Source organism: Congzhengia sp. (genome assembly GCF_037235575.1).
In the GTDB taxonomy this organism is placed as follows: Bacteria; Bacillota; Clostridia; order UBA1381; family UBA9506; genus Congzhengia; species Congzhengia minquanensis.
The window spans coordinates 1-19,965 of record NZ_JAXUNN010000026.1 but is presented as its reverse complement, the minus strand read 5'-3'; the positions used below and the strand labels follow the sequence as shown (position 1 = coordinate 19,965).

At 41.5% G+C, this 19,965-nt stretch carries 18 protein-coding genes and 4 tRNA genes; 10 read left to right on the top strand and 12 right to left on the bottom strand.

Translation table 11 applies throughout. The features are described from left to right. Positions 1-195 precede the first annotated feature (195 nt). Positions 196-765 carry a helix-turn-helix transcriptional regulator gene (locus WIG73_RS05365; RefSeq protein ID WP_337399591.1) on the top strand — a complete coding sequence of 190 codons (570 nt, stop codon included), beginning with the start codon at positions 196-198 and terminating at the stop codon, positions 763-765. A gap of 26 nt (positions 766-791) precedes the next feature. Here WIG73_RS05365 and WIG73_RS05360 read toward each other — a convergent pair whose 3' ends face one another. Further along, positions 792-3,431 carry a hypothetical protein gene (locus WIG73_RS05360; protein ID WP_337399590.1) on the bottom strand — a complete coding sequence of 880 codons (2,640 nt, stop codon included), beginning with the start codon at positions 3,429-3,431 and terminating at the stop codon, positions 792-794. Between the two features lie 271 nt (positions 3,432-3,702). On the opposite strand from WIG73_RS05360, the gene WIG73_RS05355 reads away from it, so the two are divergent. The 8 genes from WIG73_RS05355 to WIG73_RS05320 all read left to right on the top strand — a co-directional run bounded on the left by WIG73_RS05355 (position 3,703) and on the right by WIG73_RS05320 (position 10,325). Further along, positions 3,703-4,569, top strand: a complete 867-nt coding sequence (locus WIG73_RS05355) for a phosphate ABC transporter substrate-binding protein (protein WP_337399589.1) — start codon at positions 3,703-3,705, stop codon at positions 4,567-4,569. 13 nt (positions 4,570-4,582) lie between these two features. Then, a complete protein-coding gene (pstC, locus tag WIG73_RS05350) occupies positions 4,583-5,515 on the top strand; it encodes a phosphate ABC transporter permease subunit PstC (RefSeq protein WP_337399588.1) in 933 nt (310 codons plus the stop codon). Further along, positions 5,508-6,380 (top strand): phosphate ABC transporter permease PstA, encoded by an 873-nt coding sequence (gene pstA, locus WIG73_RS05345; RefSeq protein WP_337399587.1) that lies wholly within the window; start codon positions 5,508-5,510, stop codon positions 6,378-6,380. The genes pstC and pstA overlap by 8 nt, the downstream gene beginning before the upstream one ends. Next, positions 6,373-7,125 carry a phosphate ABC transporter ATP-binding protein PstB gene (gene pstB / locus WIG73_RS05340; protein WP_249310492.1) on the top strand — a complete coding sequence of 251 codons (753 nt, stop codon included), beginning with the start codon at positions 6,373-6,375 and terminating at the stop codon, positions 7,123-7,125. Before pstA ends, pstB begins: the two co-directional genes overlap by 8 nt. Next, entirely contained in the window at positions 7,125-7,769 is a 645-nt protein-coding gene (gene phoU / locus WIG73_RS05335; RefSeq protein ID WP_177678167.1) for a phosphate signaling complex protein PhoU, read from the top strand. Before pstB ends, phoU begins: the two co-directional genes overlap by 1 nt. 127 nt (positions 7,770-7,896) lie before the next feature. After that, entirely contained in the window at positions 7,897-8,556 is a 660-nt protein-coding gene (locus WIG73_RS05330) for an HD domain-containing protein (protein WP_177678162.1), read from the top strand. Positions 8,557-8,568: 12 nt separating this feature from the next. Continuing rightward, positions 8,569-9,516 carry an NAD(P)-dependent oxidoreductase gene (locus WIG73_RS05325; protein ID WP_337399586.1) on the top strand — a complete coding sequence of 316 codons (948 nt, stop codon included), beginning with the start codon at positions 8,569-8,571 and terminating at the stop codon, positions 9,514-9,516. Between the two features lie 17 nt (positions 9,517-9,533). Next, positions 9,534-10,325 (top strand): PHP domain-containing protein, encoded by a 792-nt coding sequence (locus WIG73_RS05320; RefSeq protein ID WP_337399585.1) that lies wholly within the window; start codon positions 9,534-9,536, stop codon positions 10,323-10,325. Positions 10,326-10,351: 26 nt separating this feature from the next. Here WIG73_RS05320 and WIG73_RS05315 read toward each other — a convergent pair whose 3' ends face one another. The 7 genes from WIG73_RS05315 to WIG73_RS05285 form a co-directional block, all read right to left on the bottom strand. Continuing rightward, the gene (locus WIG73_RS05315) at positions 10,352-11,482 is read right to left on the bottom strand and encodes an alginate lyase family protein (protein WP_337399584.1); all 1,131 of its coding nucleotides are present in this window, start codon (positions 11,480-11,482) and stop codon (positions 10,352-10,354) included. Positions 11,483-11,500: 18 nt separating this feature from the next. Continuing rightward, complete coding sequence (locus WIG73_RS05310) at positions 11,501-12,637, bottom strand: aldo/keto reductase (protein ID WP_337399583.1); 1,137 nt, start codon at positions 12,635-12,637, stop codon at positions 11,501-11,503. A gap of 116 nt (positions 12,638-12,753) precedes the next feature. Beyond that, positions 12,754-13,926: a diguanylate cyclase gene (locus WIG73_RS05305; RefSeq protein WP_337399582.1), complete on the bottom strand. Its 1,173-nt coding sequence runs from the start codon at positions 13,924-13,926 to the stop codon at positions 12,754-12,756. 173 nt (positions 13,927-14,099) lie between these two features. Beyond that, a tRNA-Ala gene (locus tag WIG73_RS05300) sits at positions 14,100-14,175 on the bottom strand. Positions 14,176-14,232: 57 nt separating this feature from the next. Next, positions 14,233-14,309: transfer RNA gene (locus tag WIG73_RS05295), tRNA-Ile, on the bottom strand. Positions 14,310-14,312: 3 nt separating this feature from the next. Continuing rightward, positions 14,313-14,387 (bottom strand) — tRNA-Glu (locus WIG73_RS05290). A 41-nt stretch (positions 14,388-14,428) separates the two neighbouring features. Further along, positions 14,429-14,505, bottom strand: a tRNA-Met gene (locus WIG73_RS05285). A gap of 156 nt (positions 14,506-14,661) precedes the next feature. On the opposite strand from WIG73_RS05285, the gene WIG73_RS05280 reads away from it, so the two are divergent. Further along, positions 14,662-15,948: a LysM peptidoglycan-binding domain-containing protein gene (locus tag WIG73_RS05280; RefSeq protein WP_337399581.1), complete on the top strand. Its 1,287-nt coding sequence runs from the start codon at positions 14,662-14,664 to the stop codon at positions 15,946-15,948. 111 nt (positions 15,949-16,059) lie between these two features. Here WIG73_RS05280 and wecB read toward each other — a convergent pair whose 3' ends face one another. From wecB to WIG73_RS05260, 4 genes are all read right to left on the bottom strand, one after another. Then, entirely contained in the window at positions 16,060-17,196 is a 1,137-nt protein-coding gene (gene wecB / locus WIG73_RS05275; protein ID WP_337399580.1) for a UDP-N-acetylglucosamine 2-epimerase (non-hydrolyzing), read from the bottom strand. Between the two features lie 23 nt (positions 17,197-17,219). Next, on the bottom strand, positions 17,220-18,419 hold the full coding sequence (locus tag WIG73_RS05270; protein WP_337399579.1) for an NAD-dependent epimerase/dehydratase family protein: 1,200 nt from the start codon (positions 18,417-18,419) through the stop codon (positions 17,220-17,222). A 12-nt stretch (positions 18,420-18,431) separates the two neighbouring features. Continuing rightward, positions 18,432-19,478, bottom strand: a complete 1,047-nt coding sequence (locus WIG73_RS05265; RefSeq protein WP_337399578.1) for a nucleoside-diphosphate sugar epimerase/dehydratase — start codon at positions 19,476-19,478, stop codon at positions 18,432-18,434. A gap of 143 nt (positions 19,479-19,621) precedes the next feature. Next, a partial coding sequence (locus WIG73_RS05260; RefSeq protein ID WP_337399577.1) for an acyltransferase occupies positions 19,622-19,965 on the bottom strand: 344 nt, incomplete at its 5' end.

Here is a 19,965-nt window from a genome sequence, read left to right as displayed (position 1 = left end):
AGCAAAGCTGTATGCAAGCCGTAATGTTTCAAGAAGCTATGTAAAACAATTTTTGTCTTATATTCTGAACATTTGGTTTTTGCTCATTTTGGGCGTAGTTGTTGTAATTATTCTTTTAAGGCGCATAAAAGAAAAGCAACGTATTGCCAGAATGCGCCGTTTCAGAAAACAACATAACAGGGGTGGTCGGTGATCATGGGTAGCATTACCAACGATTTTGACAAAAATGTGTTTTCATCCAATTTAAAACGGCTGATGAATAAAAACAACTTAAAAAATAAAGATTTAGCTACTTTGCTTGGGTTATCAAAATCTGCAATTAGTAACTACATTGCTGGAATTTCTGTTCCTAGAACCGAAGTGCTGTCAAAAATAGCACAGGCTTTTGACGTTCCAATTGAGACGCTCATAAAAAAGCCGCCGGAGCCTGTCAACCAAAATTTTAGAGAAGACAAATTTGATGTCTATCAGGTTCCGCTCTTTTCAGACAAGCTGGTTTCCGCTGATATCATTTTCAGAAACGACAATTTTAATGGAATCCTAACTTTCCCCTTTCCGATTTATGGCGATATGGAGTGTTATGCCGTTTATATTTCAGACGAACTTTTGGCTCAGTCGGGCATTGCGAGAAAAAGCATCGTAATATTTGCTTCTTGTTTAGAGACTAAAAACGGTGAGCTTGCTGCTGTTTTATTAAAAAGAAACATGAAAATTGCAGTTAGGCCACTTTTTTTCCAAACGCATAAAAAAGACGGTGAACCATAAATTGGTTCACCGTCTTTTCTTTATATTTATTTTACAATCCAGTTTTCATCTGTGCTGGCAATTTCAATATTTTTTACCAGCGGTTTCACGTTTGTTAAATCGCCCCAGATAAACACTTTTGCCATCGTGGGCACCCCCGTATATGCAATATTAGCAGTAATCGAATCGGCGTTTGAAGCAGTACCCTGATAAATTCCTACCAGTTCTTTCGCGTCGTTATACAGTGCAACCATAGCAGTGCCAGTGTACGGTGCATCAAAATATGCGTCAACTGCCACAATGTTTGATGTTTCGTCTACTACAACTGAATTTACACCCGATTTTGCCAGGCTAATGGAATAGAGCCTGTTAACACCCGGTATGTTTGCCTTTTCTGCAACAATTTTAAAGGTGTGACTGCCAGCTGTCAAATAAATTTTCTCTGTTGTAGTCTTTAAAAAGCTTGACCCGCCACTGAACGGCACCGGTACATTTACCGCTTCACCGCCGTCAACACTGAGCGTATAAAACGCATTGGGCACAGTTTCGCTTGCAGCGTGGTCCTTAATATACGCGCTGAAATCGTAATATCCGTCACTTTCCGCAATGAATGTGTAAGTATATGCCAGACCATCCATAAATACGGTACTTCTGCAGGATTTTCCGTCAATTATCTGTTCTCCACCCTGTCCAAACTGATTGATATAAGACCATCCGGAGTTTTTCGGGCCATCTGCTGTAGCGTCCCAAGCACGGATGATCACCTCATTAGTGCTCCCAACTTCCGGGTCCATTCTGCTTACCCAAAGCTGATTTACAATACTCATAAAATTCTCATCATCTGTTATCTCAACAGGCGGCGTGGTGGCTGATGTGCTCTTATAACCGTTATTAAACTTTAAGGTAAAGGTATGTTCACCTGTATTAAGCTGCACACCATACATAATTAATTGACGGTCAATTACTCGATTGTACGAAACATTGGTATTATCGTAAAGCGGTTCTTTATTGCTGTTTGTGCCATTGCTTTCAATATATTTATGCATATAGCCTGTCAGCGGTTCCAAACCGTCATCTACATAAATATCAAAACCTCTCTGAGGGGTTAATGAGTTCATATAGACCGTATAAAGCCCGTCTTTTTGAATATTAATGGTATATTTAATTTCGCTCCCTGCTCCAAATCCCAGGGATTTCCCCTCATTTGCTGCGCAGACATCTCCGGAACTTGACGTATAAGAAAACAGATCAATTGCAGTGTCTCCCTTTGAAGCAATGTCGGTAATAGCAGGATTCTGTGTTAATTTTTCGCGAAAAGACAGTGTGCTTATTTTAACACCATCAGTTTTCGAGGTAATGGTCAGCGTATGCTCGCCTTCTGTAATTTCCATGTCTTCAAAAATCGTGCCATATTTCATCAGTCGCGTTTCCACTGGAGCTTCCGCGTCTAATACATATTCAATGGATGCCCCTTCAGGTACTTCAATTTTCTTAGCATACAGTTCCAAAGTCTTTACAGCGTCACTTTTAAATTTGAGCGAAATAGACTCGCCATTGTTAATGGTCCAATATTTGTCTGCATTAATGGCTCCAGCGCTGCCGGCAAAAAAAGGTTCCGTAGCAAAGACAGGCGCACTGGTGTCTGAAACATCTAAAACAGACATGTTGTTTGCTTCTGTTTGCAAGTCGAACTTAATTGCACCAATGTAAGCCCCCTGAGTTGAACCTGCTGTAGATATCCTCAGAGTGTGCATGCCAGCACCTAAATAAAACTGAGATGTAGTTTCAAAGAATTTTTGTCCAGCCGGTTCAACTTCCTTTGAAAAGGAAGTAATCAAAACCCCGTCTAACGAAAAATGATTTTGAATAATTTTTGTTCCGGAAAAACCATATGTTCCGGTGTAAGTAGTAATCGCATAAACCCCTGGAGTTTCCACATCTAACGTATATTCCACCCAACTGGTGCCCGGATGCATGGACCGATACTGCGAGTCTTTTCTTGCAAGGTCAGCTGCAGCATAATTGCCCACAAGTGTATATTCAAAGTCAATTGCAGTTGCGCCCTCAAAGGAAGCAGGGATTCTGACAATGGCAGCATTGTCCGTAATGCCCGTGTTCGTAATATCTGCCGGAGAAATAGCTGTTTTATCGTTAATCGGAAGATTCAAACACCTGAAATCAACAGAATATAAAGGTGCCAAATCCGCCGACGGCGTGATTTTTACAGTATACTCCACACCTGCAGTTAGGTCAAAATTTCTCGGGGAAGCGCCTGCAGCCCCATTGATCCGCTCAAGCACTGGGTTTACGCCTGCCATCTGGCTGTGATATAATGCTTTATAACTTGGCACATTGTAAATCACACCGCCGGAATCTTCCACAGAAAAGGCGATGGTGTTAGATCCTTTGTCAACTTGAAATGACTGCGGTCTTAAAAACCAAGCAGAATAACTGCCCGTTTTCTGGGGCGTAAAGGTAAACGAATATTCCTCTCCGGCCAAAATCGTTACTCCGCCTGCCGGTTCCCCATCGGTTGTAGTCGTGAATTCAATTCGGGAAAAGTTGGTGTCTGCGTCTACCTGTTTGACACTAACTGTGCTTTCCGCGCTAACCTGCACGGAACAGGTTGCCAAAACCATTATTAAAGATAATAGCATGGCAAATTTCTTTTTAACATGAAGTACCATAAAATCTCTCCCTTTCTTATTAATTGAATTTAGTTTATTGTATCAAAAATTTAAAATAAAAGCAAGTAATTTTGTGCATTTAATAAAAAGAAAAGAAATATTTTTTACTAAAACTTTACAAAACGCCAAAATTTTTCATAAAATTAAAATTTCTTCTTTTCTTTTACATTATTTTAACATATTTTATCTTTCAGTTTTTACAAAAATTAAAGATAATGGTATTGTCAAACAGAGGATTGCACAAACTACTTATAAAAAGGAGAAATGATTTATGAAAACAAAAAAATTTTTAGCAGTTTTAATTTCAGGTATTTTAATGGCGGCTCTTCTTTCCGGCTGCGGCACAGATAAAGGCGGGGACAATTCCGCAGCGAACACCGCTGGAACAAATTCAGAAGCAAAGCTTTCCGGCACAATCAAAATGGCAGGCTCCACTTCAATGGAAAAACTGGCCAACGCACTTTCAGAAAGTTTTATGGCAGAAAACCCCAAGGTGTCCGTCACAGCAGAATTTATTGGTTCTTCTGCCGGAATTGAGGCCGTAACCTCTGGCTCTTCCAATATTGGCAATTCCTCAAGAGCTTTAAAGGACAGTGAAAAGTCAGCAGGGATTGCAGAAAACATTGTGGCAATCGACGGCATTGCGGTCATTGTTAACAAAGGCAGTGCGGAAGAACTGACAAAAGACCAGCTCGTCAGCATTTATAAAGGCGAAACAAAAAATTGGAGCGATGTTGGCGCGTCCGGCGGCGCTATTGTAGTGGTAGGACGCGAAGCCGGTTCCGGCACGCGGGACGCATTTGAGGAAATTCTTGAGCTGAAAAATGAATGTGCCTATGCAAACGAATTAGACAGCACCGGCGCAGTGATGGCTAAGGTTGCTTCAACTCCCGGCGCTATTGGGTATGTTTCGTTAGATGTTTTAGACGACTCTGTAACTGCATTGAAAATTGATGGTGTAGAGCCTACCGAACAGAATATTAAAGACGACAAATATTTGTTGTCAAGACCGTTTATTATGGCGACAAAAGGCGAAATTTCTCAGCAGAACGAACTGGTAAAAGCATGGTTTGACTATATTGAATCCGATGCTGGCCAGAAAATTATTCAAAAGGTGGGTTTAATCACCGTAAAATAAGGACCGGTGCAGAATGAGCAATCAAACGTCAATCATAAACAAAAATAATAAAAAATCCGTAATTGAGAATGCGGCAAAAATAATATTTACCGCATGTGCATTGGTTGCAATCTGCGCCGTATTCTCCATTACGTTATATATGATTTTAAATGGACTTCCGGCCCTTCAAAAGGTCGGTATTACCGAAATTCTCTTCTCCTCGGTGTGGAAACCAACGGCCGCCGACCCCTCCTTTGGAATCCTTTACATTATCCTTACATCCATTGTCGGAACTTTTGCGGCAATCTTAATCGGCGTTCCCATTGGAATTCTAACTGCGGTATTTTTGTCAGAAGTTGCCCCGCCAAAGCTCATTGCCGTCGTAAAGCCTGCGGTTGAGCTTTTGGCAGGCATTCCTTCCGTCATTTACGGACTTTTGGGTATTATGATTTTAAATCCATTAATGTATAAGCTGGAGCTGAAACTGTTTGAAGGCAGCACAACGCACCAGTTTACCGGCGGTGCAAACCTGATTTCCGCAGTTTTGGTGCTGGCAATCATGATTTTGCCCACCGTTATTAATATTTCTGAGGCTTCCCTGCGGGCGGTGCCGGGATATTTAAAATCAGCGTCACTTGGATTGGGCGCCTCCAAAATACAAACTATTTTTAAAGTGCAAATCCCCGCTGCAAAATCGGGAATTATGACCGCGGTTGTCTTAGGAATCGGCCGTGCAATCGGCGAGGCTATGGCAATCACCTTGGTTTCTGGCGGTTCTGTTAATCTTCCTCTGCCCTTTAATTCCGTCCGGTTTTTAACCACGGCAATCGTAAGTGAAATGGGATATTCAGAAGGCACGCACAGGCAGGTGCTGTTCACAATCGGTCTGGTTCTGTTTCTGTTTATCAGCCTGATAAATCTCGGACTAACCAAATTTTTAAAGAGAGGGGATTTAAAAAATGGATAACTCTCTCACAAAAAGAAGAAAACGTGTATCAGATAAAATATTATATTTTTTTATTTACCTTTCCGCTGCATTTTCTGTGTGTTTGCTGGCAGGCATTATCATTTACGTCTTTGTTAAGGGGCTTCCTGTGGTAAACTGGCAGTTTCTCACCACAGTTCGAAGTGCACTGGAAGAAACGGAAGGAATTGCCGGGAACATTATAAACACCCTTTATATCATTGTAATAACTCTCATCATCGCAACGCCCATTGGCATTGGTTCGGCTATTTATTTAAATGAATATGCCAAACCGGGAAAATTTGTGAGAATAATTGAGTTTACAACAGAGACCCTGGCAGGCATTCCCTCCATCATTTTTGGACTGTTCGGCATGGTGTTTTTCGGAAATACGCTGGGCCTGGAATATTCCATTTTAACCGGCTCACTGACGCTAACGCTCATGGTATTGCCGCTGATTACCCGAAACACCCAAGAGGCCTTAAAAACCGTTCCTGCCTCCTGGCGCAGCGGCGCTTTGGGGCTGGGTTCGGAAAAATGGCATATGATTCGTACCATTCTGCTTCCCTGTGCAAGTTCTGGAATTATCACAGGGGTAATTCTGGCAATCGGCAGAATTGTGGGCGAATCGGCGGCGCTCCTGTTTACTGCAGGTTCCGGATATCTGCTTCCCCGCTCTGTCTTTTCAAAAATATTTGAATCCGGCGGAACCCTTACAATTGAGCTTTACTTAAGTATGTCAAAGGGTGAATATGACATTGCGTTTGGAATTGCAGCCGTATTGGTAATTATCGTGCTGTTAATTAACTTTTTAACCCACGCCGTTACCAAAAAGAACGACATTACAAGGAGAATGAACAATGGGTAAGATTGATGCAAAAAACTTAAATCTGTTTTACGGCGACAACCATGCGTTAAAAGACGTAAACATAAGCCTTCAGGCCAATTCCATCTCCGCTCTGATTGGCCCTTCCGGCTGCGGAAAATCGACCTTTTTAAAGACGCTGAACCGCATGAATGATTTAATTGACAGCGTAAAAATAACAGGCGAAGTTCGGTTAGACGGCGAAAATATTTACGACCCGAAAGTAGACACAACGGTTTTAAGAAAGCGTGTTGGCATGGTGTTTCAACAGCCGAATCCATTTCCGATGAGCATTTATGACAACATTGCCTATGGCCCGCGTATTCACGGCATTAAAAACAAACACGAGCTTGACAAAATTGTGGAAGAAAGTCTGCGAGGCGCCGCCATTTTCGACGAGGTAAAAGACCGGCTGAAAAAATCTGCCTTAGGCCTCTCCGGCGGGCAGCAGCAGCGGCTTTGCATTGCCCGGGCGCTGGCTGTTTATCCTGAGGTTCTGCTTATGGACGAACCAACCTCTGCCTTAGACCCCGTATCCACCTCAAAAATTGAGGATTTAATGGAAGATTTAAAGAAGAACTACACCATAGTAATTGTAACGCACAATATGCAGCAGGCCGCCCGCGTATCCGACTACACCGCGTTTTTTTTGGTGGGTGAAATTGTGGAATTTGATACCACAGACAATATCTTCTCCGCACCAACCGACAAACGGACAGAAGACTATATTTCAGGGAGGTTTGGTTAATGCGCATTAAATTTGACGAGCAGTTAGAAATTTTAAACAACGAACTGACAGAAATGGGATTTTTAGTAGAAAAAGCGATTACAAGCGCGGTTGACGCGCTGCGCAAAAACGATAAAGACTTGGCACAGCAGGCCATAGCGTTCGATTCGGAAATTGACCAGAAGGAAAAGGACATTGAGGCGATTTGTCTGCGTCTGCTGCTGCATCAGCAACCTGTGGCAACAGATTTAAGAAAGGTTTCCTCCGCTTTAAAGATGATAACGGACATGGAGCGCATTGGCGACATGGCCTCGGATATTTCTGAAATTACCATGATGGATTCTGAATTGCTCGCCGTCAGCAATTTAGAACACATCAGCCAAATGGAAAAAGAAACCATTCAAATGGTGAACGAAAGCATTAAGGCCTTTGTAAAAAAAGACATTCAGCTGGCGCAAAAGGTGATTGATGACGACGACATTGTAGACGCGTTGTTTGAAAAGGTTAAATCTGATTTAATTGAAATTATGCGAACGGATGTTTCCGTTTGCAACGGCGCTGTTGACCTTTTAATGGTTGCAAAATATTTTGAGCGTATCGGCGACCATGCAACAAATATTGCCGAATGGGTTCTATTTTCTATTGAGGGAACACATGTGGAATAGTTTCAGTTGAAATAATAAAAATAAAAGGGCATTGTTTGCCCTTTTATTTTTATTATTTATTTGATTTTTTAGCGCAATTCTGATATAATGACTTAAATTAAGATCGTTTCGTTAAGGAGAAAACAATATGATTACATTTGAAGATATTAAAAACAACGAAGCCGTTCGGACATATATCGCCCAAGCGGACAAATCGCTGGTTGCGTTGGGCTTTACCGAGCATAGTTTTGCCCATGTTACAACCGTAGCAAACACGTCGAAATATATTTTAGAAACTCTGGGCTACCCTGCTCACGACGTAGAGCTTGTGCAGATTGCCGCCTATCTTCACGACATTGGAAATTTGGTAAACAGAATTGAACACTCTCAGAGCGGCGCAATTTTAGCATTCCGAATTCTGGATAAAATGCAAATGCCGGCGGAAGATATTGCACTGATTGCAACTGCAATTGGAAATCACGATGAGGGTACCGGCGTTGCCGTAAACCACATTGCCGCTGCGCTGATATTGGGCGACAAGACCGACGTGCGCAGAAGCCGCGTAAGAAACCAGGATTTTACCTCCTTCGATATTCACGACAGGGTAAACTACTCTGTGAAAAAATCCGTTGTGAAAATCAACGAGGAAAAAACAATTATTAAGCTTAAATTGTTTTTAGATAATCACTTTGGTTCTATTATGGACTATTTTGAGATTTTTATGGACAGAATGATTCTTTGCCGCAAGGCAGCGGAAAAGCTGGGACTGGAATTTAAGCTGATTATTAATGAGCAGCAGTTAATTTAAGGAGTGACGGAAATGAAACTTACATTGCTCGATGCCGAAACTCTGGGCAGCGACTTAAACTTCGATTTGCTGAAAGAATTTGGCGATATCGTTGTGTTCCAAAACACATTGCCCCATGAGGTTGCAGAACACATTGCAGACAGCGACGTGATCGTGATTAACAAAATAAAAATAAACGAACAAAATTTAAAAAATGCTCGTTACCTAAAACTAATTTGTGTTGCCGCCACAGGTTATGACAACATTGATTTGGCATATTGCAAAGCGCACGGTATTGCTGTGTGCAATGTGGTTGGCTATTCCACACACAGCGTTGCACAGGTAACGCTTGCAATGGCTTTGTCGCTTTACACCCATCTGCCGGAATATAGCGCATTTGTAGATTGTGGGCAGTATTCAAAAAGCGGTGTTGCAAACCGGCTTACCCCCGTTTATCACGAGCTGTTCGGTAAGGCTTGGGGCGTTGTCGGCCTGGGAAACATCGGAAAACAGGTGGCGCGCACAGCAGAGGCCATGGGCTGTCGCGTAATTGGCTTTAAACGTACCCCGGACGAAGACTATCCCTGCTGCGCCCTTGATTATTTATTGCAAAACGCAGATATTATATCCGTCCATTTGCCGCTGAGCAAGGATACACGAGGGTTAATCAATGAAGAAAGAATTGCGTCCATGAAGCGAAATGCCATCTTCATCAACGTGTCAAGGGGAGCCATAGCAGACGAGACAGCCTTGGCAAAAGCAATTTTAGACAAAAAAATCGGTGGATTGGGAATTGACGTATATTCGGCGGAACCGTTTCCTGAAAACCATCCATACACTGCCCTGCTTGATCTCCCAAACGTTTGTCTTACACCCCACATGGCCTGGGGCGCATTGGAAGCCCGGCAGCGCTGCCTCAATGAAATTGTACTCAACATCAAAGCGTTTTATAGTGGTGAGCACCGCAACCGCTTGGTTTAAAAAAAGGAGGTTTTTAAATGTTTATCGACCATGATATGCATATCCACACACACTATTCCCCCTGTGCCGACGCTACGGCCACAGCTGAACACTACATACAAAAAGCTCACGAGCTGGGCCTGAAAAAAATTGGTTTTGCCGACCATATGTGGGACAGCGCTGTGGAATGCACAATTCCGGACTATCGAAAGCTGACCTATGAGCATATTTCGCAAATTAAGGAGGAGGTCAAGGCACTGAATGCCGGCGGCATTGAAATTCTTTTTGGCTGCGAAACAGAATGTGATAAAAACGGAACGGTGGCTGTCAGCGAAGAAGTTGCCGAACAGCTTGACTTTTTAATTGTGCCGCAGTCACACACACATCTCACTATGCCCAAAGATTGTTATGAACCCCACCGGAAGCATGCAGAATTTATGCTGGAACGGTTTTATAACATAGTTGAATCCCCTGTAAGCAAATATGTCACCACCATTCCACACCCCTTTTGTGCGGTAGCCTGCCCCTATGACAATCGGGAGTTAGTCCGTCTGATCACCAATCAGGAGTTTTCCGACTGTTTTTGCGCTGCCAAAGAGAAAAACATTGCAGTTGAAATTAATGCCGGGGCGTTTGCAGGTAAATCGATAGGAGAAATTCGAACTGACCCCATGCTTCATATGCTGAGCATTGCAAAATCTGCCGGCTGCAAATTTGTGTTCGGTTCCGATTCTCACAGAAGCACGGGACACGATGTTTTTTTTAAAAACTATGTGATTGCCTGCCTGTTAGAATTAAAACCGGAGGATATTGCAGAATTTGCAAGATAACAAAAAAGCGGCTAAAGCCGCTTTTTTTATTCTTGAATTAAATCCAACAATCCCAAATTACAGGTTGCGGTAAATGGTTTCATGTCTTTCCGCCGGAATTGATTCGCCCTGCGAAGCTCCGCGTCGCAAAAGTGCAGCGCAGCAAGACGCATGGGCAGCCATTCGCGCATAACACCTTTGTGTGCGTTAAGCTGTTGATGAGGCCATAGAAACGGATTAATATAATAGGGTTTAAAAAACGAAATACTTTTTTTTATCCCTTTCCCCTCTTTGGTTATAAAGTTCCATAAATCCACGCCCTTGTGATACGCCAGTTCGCAGATAATTGCACATGCTTCGAGATTAAAAAGCGTATAAAAGTAGGAAATTGTCCGTGTCAGTTCGTCGCTGAACGCACCTTCGTTGTTTGTCTGATTTGGAATGACGTCATTTCGATATTTTTCAAAACATTCGTTCATAAGTGCATCATCACCCGCAAAGGCACTGAACACCGCAGCCTGTGTATTCCACCAGTTGGCATGGTTGTTAAAATAGTTCTTCTCTTCAAGTCCTTTTTCGCTGTGATTCATCCAGTAAACATAATCGCGGAACCAGTCTTTCACCAATTCTATTTGTTCTGTGAATTTTCCGGTTTGCTCAATGAGATTTAGTCCTGCAACAACTTTAATCAACTGTGCAGTATCGATAATGCCTATGCTTCGCCCGTCACAAATGCCGCGCACAGCCTGACCATACTCCAAATGGGGTGACATTTTTGTTGCTTTATTCACAAACCAAATTTCAGCCAGCGATACCGCCTTTTGCATATACTCATCACTTTCTAAAAACAAGCCTGCCTGGGCCAAACCAGCAATAACATCACTCAGCGTTTGCATATCCTCAAAATGATGGTTAAACCTATTCGGGTTTACCTCTCCGTCTCTCCGAATATATGGCCCTCCCGGATTTTTTTCATCCGGCCACCAATAAGGGCCTTCACTGAAGTAATCGTGAGAATTTCCGCTTGCGGCAGGGCTTTTATGAAAGGTAACGCTTAAAGGCGGCGTTTGCATAAGCGTATCTGCTTTATTTTTCAAAGTCTGCTGCAGCTCCGAATTACCATTTAATTTTTCTTTTATATGAATAATATCTTCTGCTTTCATAAACAAGTAGGACATGCCGGCTACCAGCCTTTCTTAATTCACTTTATGGTTAAAATCAGATAAAATCTCCGAAATTTTAATCTTCTGCGGACAAACTGCTTCACAGCTCCTGCAGCCAATACAAGCCCTGGGCTGCTTGTCGGGCGTTAACGCCTGAAGTGCCATAGGCGCAATGAAAGCAAAATCTTTTGTAAATGTATGCTCATTATAAAGCTCCAGCAAATATGGAATATCCAGTCCCTGCGGGCAATGGCTGGTGCAATAGCGGCATGCGGTGCATGGAACAGTAGTTTTGCCTGTCATTTCGTCTGCGATTTGAAACAACACCTTTAATTCGGCCTCGGATAACGGCTGCTCCGTTTCAAATGTTTGAATATTATCCAAAAGCTGGGCTTCGTCAGACATACCGGAAAGAATCATTGTAACCTCCGGAATCGTCTGTAAAAACCGGAACGCCCAAGACGGAATTTTTGCTTCCGGTCGAAGTGCTTGTAGCATGTTTTCCTGCTCCTCAGACAGCCGCGCAAGCTTTCCACCGCGCAACGGTTCCATTACCCAAATCGGAATATGATATTCATTCAGTAGATCGACTTTTTCCTTTGCATTTTGAAATTCCCAGTCAAGGAAATTTAATTGAATTTGGCAAAATTCCATGTCGCTTCCATAGGCCTCAAGAAAACGTTTCATTGTTTCCAGTGTGCCGTGTGCAGAAAATCCAAGGTGGCGAATTCGCCCGTTTCTTTTTTGCTCCATTAAATAATCGTATGTTTTATATGTATCGTTATCCAAGTATGCGTCAATGTTCAGCTCGCAAACATTGTGGAAAAGATAAAAATCAAAGTAGGAAACCTGACACTTTTCAAGCTGTTTTTCAAAAATTTCCTCATGCCGGCCAAATGAAGACAGGTCATATCCTGGAAATTTTGTTGCAAGAAAAAACGAACTTCGGTTATACTTTTTCAACGCCTTTCCCATGAACCATTCGGAATTCCCGTCGTGATATCCCCATGCGGTATCGAAATAGTTCACGCCGTTAGCAATGGCCTCGTCTACCATCTTTTGGGCCAAGATCTCATCAATGTTTGCTTCAATCCCGTTCACGGTTGGCAGGCGCATGGCTCCAAATCCAAGCATGGACAGACTTTCTCCCTGAAAATTTCGATAAATCATTTTTATCCTCCTTAACATTGTTAGTTCAAAATATACATTGTGAAAAAGACAGGCCAAAAAGGCCTGCCACATTTAAGAGTGTGCTTCAATGTTACACTCTTTTGATAGAATTCAAATTATTCGTAGAAAAGATAGGTATTTTTACCGCTTTGCTTGGCTTGATAGAGCGCTTTATCCGCTCTCATAAAGAGTGTTTCAAACCCCTTAGTTTCCGCTGTTGCAAAAGCTGCGCCAATTGTACAGCTTACCTTCAAGTCATTCTGTTCTATAATCTTTTGGGAAGATATTTCCCGAAGTACGCTATGCAATTTTTTCTCAAGCTGTTCCCGTCCCCCATCAAATCCTTTCAGAAATACGACAAATTCATCCCCGCCATATCTACCTAAAATATCTGTTGCTTGGAACATCTTTTTAAGGCTATTTGAAACTAAACAGATAGCAGTTGTTCCGGCTTGATGCCCAAAACTGTCATTAATTGTTTTAAGATTATCTACATCTATAACCAGCATTGCGCTTCCTAATCCTTTGTCAGAAGCGAGTATATCGTTTATTTTATTCTGCACGGTACCACTGTTCAGTAGCCCCGTCATACTGTCAAACATGGCAAGGTGTTCCTTTTCAAGTTTCAGTGCTTCATACTGTTGTACGATTCCGTAAACCAAAAGTATAAACAGTTCGGTTATAATGTAGGACACAGAAAGTAATTCAAAATTACGCGAAATAAATTTTTCTACAAGCCATATTACAGTGTTGCAAAGGGTTGCCGAAAGCAAGAATACTGCGTGCAAATAGGAAATAATTCTCTTTTTGCATATTGCATAAATAACAACAGATAGTTGCGCGATCATATAGGAAATAAGATAAACAAGGTATGTTTTATGTAATATCCCGTATTCTCTTACAATTTTTGTAAAACCTTCTGATTGATCAATTTCAACGGTTTTATAGTAGATAGGAAGGATTCCAGGGCTTGCAGCAATAAACAAAACCACAATACTGATTGTAATTAGTATAGGGTTCAGCCATTTTGGACGGTCTATTTTGCAAATAGTCAATAACATCATCAATAGAAAATAAGGCAAAAAGACTTGCCCTAAATAGGAAAGACGATTGGCATTTAGGGCAAAGTTCAGGCTTGGCGCGATGGATATTAAAAAATACCCCAAATTTGCCAAGAAAATTGATATGAACAGCAACAGCAAATACCGTTCTTTGTTTTTATCAACTAAAAGGCATATACCGATTAGAATAAATGCAATAATGGTTATTGTTCCATATACGGCTGACACACTTTATCCCTCCAATGCTAAAAACGGTTTATCAATCATCCGGAGATTGCCGCAATGGGGTTTATGTACTTATATACATACTGCGGAAGGGTACGCTTAAAAAGGTGTATAAACCATAAATTTGATTGATAGATTCAATAATATATGTATATTGTATCATATTTATATTGTCTTGGTGGAGCATAGGGGATTCGAACCCCTGACCCCAACACTGCCAGTGTTGTGCGCTCCCAGCTGCGCTAATGCCCCATTTACTTTATAAAAAATTTAACTGAAAACGACCTGCCCCACGGCAAGTCGTTTTCTTGGTGGGCCTTCAGGGACTCGAACCCGGGACCTACCGGTTATGAGCCGGTTGCTCTAACCAGCTGAGCTAAAGGCCCAAATGGTGACCCGTACGAGAATCGAACTCGTGTTACCGCCGTGAAAGGGCGGTGTCTTAACCGCTTGACCAACGGGCCACAAAAGCCTGTAACCCGTTAAGGTTACAGGCTTTCTGAATTGGTTGCGGGGGCCGGATTTGAACCAACGACCTTCGGGTTATGAGCCCGACGAGCTACCAGACTGCTCCACCCCGCGCTATTCACAACAAAGTTATTATAGCATATATATAATTGGTTGTCAATAGTAATTTGCAAATTTTATGCTATTTTTTATTCTTGGTTTCACGATTTCGTAAAAGAACATATGATAGTAGTAGAAACATCAATTTTTAATATGAATGGAGATGACAAAATGTATATTCATGTCGTTCAGCGAGGAGATACTTTATGGAGTATTGCCAACCGCTACGGCGTTTCCACGCAGCGCATCATTTTGGACAACGGTTTAAATGCACAACCCTTTTTAGTTGAAGGTCAGGCGCTTATCATTTTGGTGCCTGAAATCATACATACCGTGCGCAGAGGGGATACACTTGCCTCAATAGCCTCAGTATACAACACAACAGAAATGGAACTTCTTCAAAAAAACCCAAATTTAATTCAAAACCGCCAGCTACGCGTTGGGCAACAGATTACAATTCGCTTTCAAGGCGGCAATGAGCGAAGCGTTTATATTAACGGTTATGCATATCCATATATTGACCGGGAAATTCTCACCAGAGCACTTCCCTACCTTACGGATCTGACGCTGTTTAGCTATGGATTTACAGAAACAGGGGAACTTATTCCCATTAACGACCAACCGCTCATAAATCTTGCCTATCAATATAAAACGGCGCCTATTATGCTAATTTCCTCCATCACTGAAGACGGTAATTTCAGCGGTGAAAAGGCAAGCCTTTTGTTCAATGATTTACAGCTTCAAAACAAGGTGATTAACAATATGATTGCGGTAATGGATGAAAAGGGCTATCTTGGACTGGATATTGATTTTGAATATGTAAATCCTGAGGACGGCGAAGCGTTCATTGATTTTGTTAGAAACACCACTGAAAGAATGCATCAAAGCGGTTATCGCGTTAATGTCGACCTGGCGCCGAAAACATCATCAAACCAGGAGGGGCTTTTATATGAAGCACACGACTATGCCAGACTGGGTGCCATAGCAGACACCGTGCTGATTATGACATATGAGTGGGGATATACTTACGGCCCGCCGCTTGCTGTGGCCCCTCTCAATAACGTGCGGCAGGTGGTAACCTATGCTGTTTCGCAAATTCCATCCAATAAAATTATGCTGGGAATTCCGAATTATGGATATGACTGGAAGCTGCCTTATGAAAAGGGCGTTACCCGTGCTACCAGCATAGGAAATGAAGAAGCGATTCGCATTGCGGCAGAAAACGGCGCAACCATTCAATTTGACGAAACTGCCCAATCGCCTTTTTTTGAATATTACGCAAGAGACAGAAGCAAACACATCGTGTGGTTTGAAGACGTACGTAGTATTTTAGGAAAATTTAACCTAATTTCTGAGTTTGCTCTGCGGGGCGGTGGATATTGGAATGTGATGCGGCCGTTTTCACAAAATTGGGCACTACTAAGCCAAAAATTTAAAATTCAAAAGGTTGTGCAATAGTCTGTATTTATTTTTCTTCGGAATAACCGTTGGATTTTGCACGCGTCAAAAGTCATCCGTAACAAAAGAACCCTGCAGAGCAAAATATGCGGGGTTCTTTGTTAGCATGTGTTAGTACTTTCTCCAAACCATTTTATTTACAACACCTGTGTAGCTTTGAATTAGTTTTACAACCTTCGTTGAAACATTTTCGTCGGTATAATCCGGCACAGGTATGCCAAAATCGCCATTTTTATTCATTTCCACAGCAGTATGAACTGCTTGCAAAACCTGTTCGGTTGTAATTCCAGCCAATACAAAATTACCCTTGTCAAGGGCTTCGGGCCGCTCTGTGCTTGTACGAATGCACACAGCAGGAAAAGGGCTTCCAATCGACAGAAAAAAGCTGCTTTCTTCCGGCAGTGTTCCGCTGTCTGATACAACTGCAAATGCGTTCATCTGCAAATTGTTATATTCATGAAATCCCAAAGGCTTGTTTTGAATAACATTCTTATGAAATTTAAAATTTCTTTTTTCAATATATTTTGCACTTCTAGGATGGCATGAATAAAGAATCGGCATATTATATTTTTCTGCCATTGCATTGACCGCATTCATCAAATGAAAGAAATTTTCCTCTGTATCAATATTTTCCTCTCGATGGGCCGAAAGGAGTATATAGTTGCCTTTCTTCAAACCTAATCTCGAAAGCACATCGCTTGATTTGATTTTTTCCAGATTATTATGCAAAACTTCTGCCATTGGCGAACCTGTAACATAGGTCCTTTCTTTTGGTAAGCCGCATTCAGCAAGATACCGTCTCGCATGCTCTGAGTATGCAAGGTTAACATCAGAAATAATGTCAACAATTCGCCGATTTGTTTCTTCTGGCAAGCATTCGTCCTTACAACGGTTCCCTGCTTCCATATGAAATATAGGTATATGCAGTCTTTTTGCCGCTATAGCGGAAAGACATGAATTCGTATCACCTAAAATTAACAGCGCATCCGGCTTTTGCTTCACCATTAATGCATAGGCTTTCGCAATAATATTACCGATGGTTTCCCCCAAATCAGTGCCAACTGCATTCAAATAAAAATCAGGAGCACGCAGGCCTAAATCATCAAAAAAGATTTGATTCAGCTCATAGTCATAATTCTGTCCCGTATGAACCAATATCTGCTCAAAATATTTGTCACACTTTTTTATGACCGCAGATAACCTGATAATTTCAGGACGTGTTCCCACAATCGTCATTAACTTCAACATTTTAATTGTCCTTTCACCATTTTCTACACTTCTTCAAAAAATGTATCCGGCTTATTGTTGTCAAATTGTTCATTCGCCCACATCACTGTTACTAAATCTTGTGTATCTGACAAATTAATAATATTGTGCGTATACCCCGGAAGCATTTGAACTGCTTCTATTTTATCTCCTGTCACTTCAAATTCCAATACTTCATCAGAACCAATCATTCTTTCCTGAATCAATCCGTGTCCGCTCACAACAATAAAAAATTCCCATTTAGAATGATGCCAATGCTGTCCTTTTGTAATTCCAGGTTTGCTGATGTTTACCGAAAACTGCCCGCAATTATCTGTTTTTAATAACTCTGTAAAGCTTCCCCGATGATCCACATTCATTTTCAGCGGAAACGCAACCTTTTCCTTCGGTAAATAGGATAAATATGTAGAATACAATTTCTTTGCAAAGGAATTGTGTGGAATTTCGGGCATAACTAAGGTCTGTGGTTGGTTTTTAAAAGAATTTAACAAATCCACAATCTCACCTAACGTTACATGATGCGTAGTCGGCGCATAACAATATTTTCCGTTATCTTGCCCAATTGCACGCACTCCATCAAACCCGCAATGATGCTCCCTGCCTTTTAAAGCCGCCAGCATCTCTTCTACCAAATCGTCAATGTATAGAAGCTCCAATTCAGTATTCCGGTCATTTACCTGAACGGGTAAATCGTTAGCAATGTTATTACAGAAAGTTGCCACAGCAGAATTATAATTTGGTCTGCACCACTTTCCAAAAAGATTCGGAAAACGATAGACCAGAACCTTAGCGCCAGTTTCTTCACCATATTGAAAAAATAGTTCTTCACCAGCCAGCTTGGATTTGCCATAATCAGAATTGGCATAACGTCCAATTAATGTTGCCTGAATGGATGAAGACAACACAACAGGGCATGTATTCTGATGCTTTTTCAGAAGATTAATCAATGTTTCCGCAAATCCAAAGTTGCCTGCCATAAATTCGTCGTTATTCTGCGGTCTGTTTACGCCTGCAAAGTGAAATATAAAGTCTGCTTTCTCACAGTAGGTATTCAGCAAGGTTGCTTCTGTATGAATGTCATATTCATAAATTTCGTCAATCACAAGTTCAGAATGTGTGCGGTCTTTCTTTTGTTGAATATTTTTTAACGCCGCAACTAAATTTTTTCCTGCGAACCCTGCTGCACCGGTTATCAATATATTCATCGGCCCATTCTCCTATCTGTTGTTCCAAGCTTCGAGTTCGTCTTTCATATATTTTAAACTAAGCAGCTTTTCTTTTACCTGCTCTACACTCAACAATTCCGTATTGTTGCTATTAAACTCTGTTAATGGATTTCTTAATTTATCGCCCTCTTTAAAATATTTATCATAATTTAAATCTCTTTTATCACACGGTACGCGGTAAAACGTACCAAGATCAATGGCATTAGCACATTCTTCATTGGTAAGCAGGGTTTCATACATCTTCTCGCCGTGGCGAATGCCGATCACTTTAATTTCGTGTTCCGGATTAAAAAGCTCAACGACAGCTTTTGCCAGGGTTTCAATGGTACAGGCAGGAGCTTTCTGAACCAATATATCGCCGCTTGTCCCATTTTCAAAAGCAAAAATTACGAGATCGACTGCTTCCTCCAGAGACATAATAAACCGTGTCATCTTCGGTTCAGTAATGGTAATAGGGATGCCGGCTTTTATTTGTTCAATCCAAAGCGGAATAACGGAACCGCGGGAGCACATTACGTTGCCATAACGTGTGCAGCAAATTTTTGTGCGTTCCGGAGATACGGTTCGGCTTTTCGCGACAATTACCTTCTCCATCATAGCCTTGCTGGTTCCCATAGCATTCACTGGATAAGCAGCCTTATCTGTAGATAAACAAATAACAGACTTAACCCCTTCGTCAATCGCCGCATTTAGAACATTTTCAGTACCTAATACATTTGTCTTAACCGCCTCAATCGGAAAAAACTCGCACGAGGGCACTTGTTTTAGGGCTGCTGCATGAAATATGTAATCTACACCATGCATTGCATTTTTAACTGATGCAACATCTCGAATATCCCCAAGATAAAATCTAATTTTGTTTGCTACCTCCGGCATTTTTGCCTGAAACTCGTGACGCATATCATCTTGTTTTTTTTCATCGCGGGAGAAAATACGGATTTCTCCAATATCTGAATTTAAAAAGCCATTTAAAACGGCATTACCAAAAGAACCTGTTCCGCCGGTAATTAACAGGGTTTTATCTTTAAATGTACTCATCTGTCTTCCTCCATAAGCAAATCCTTTTCTATATTATAACACTCTTTTTGCAGTTTATCAATCCCAGTTAAAAATATCACACGTATACTCTGCCAGGACTAGTAGAAAAGAGGCATTTTTTGTACCTCCAAAATGATGTGTTTTTATTTTCTAAATTTAATTATACGTGCAGGAATACCTACAGCTATTGCGTTTTCTTCCATAATACCTTTTACTACAGCATTGGCTCCAATAACGGAATGATCATTTAAAATCGATCCTTTTAATATTTTAGCTCCTGCCGCAATCCAAACATCATTACCAATACTAATCGCATCTACAGAATTGTGTTGCTTATCAATTAACGTGTTGACTTGAAGACCGTGATCCATATCAATTATGTAACATTGTGCCGCAATATGCGTGTTGTTGCCAATAGTTACCCCCCCCCCCCGAGCCGAAGCATATATTACGGTTCCTTGTCCTATTGAACAATTATTTCCGATTT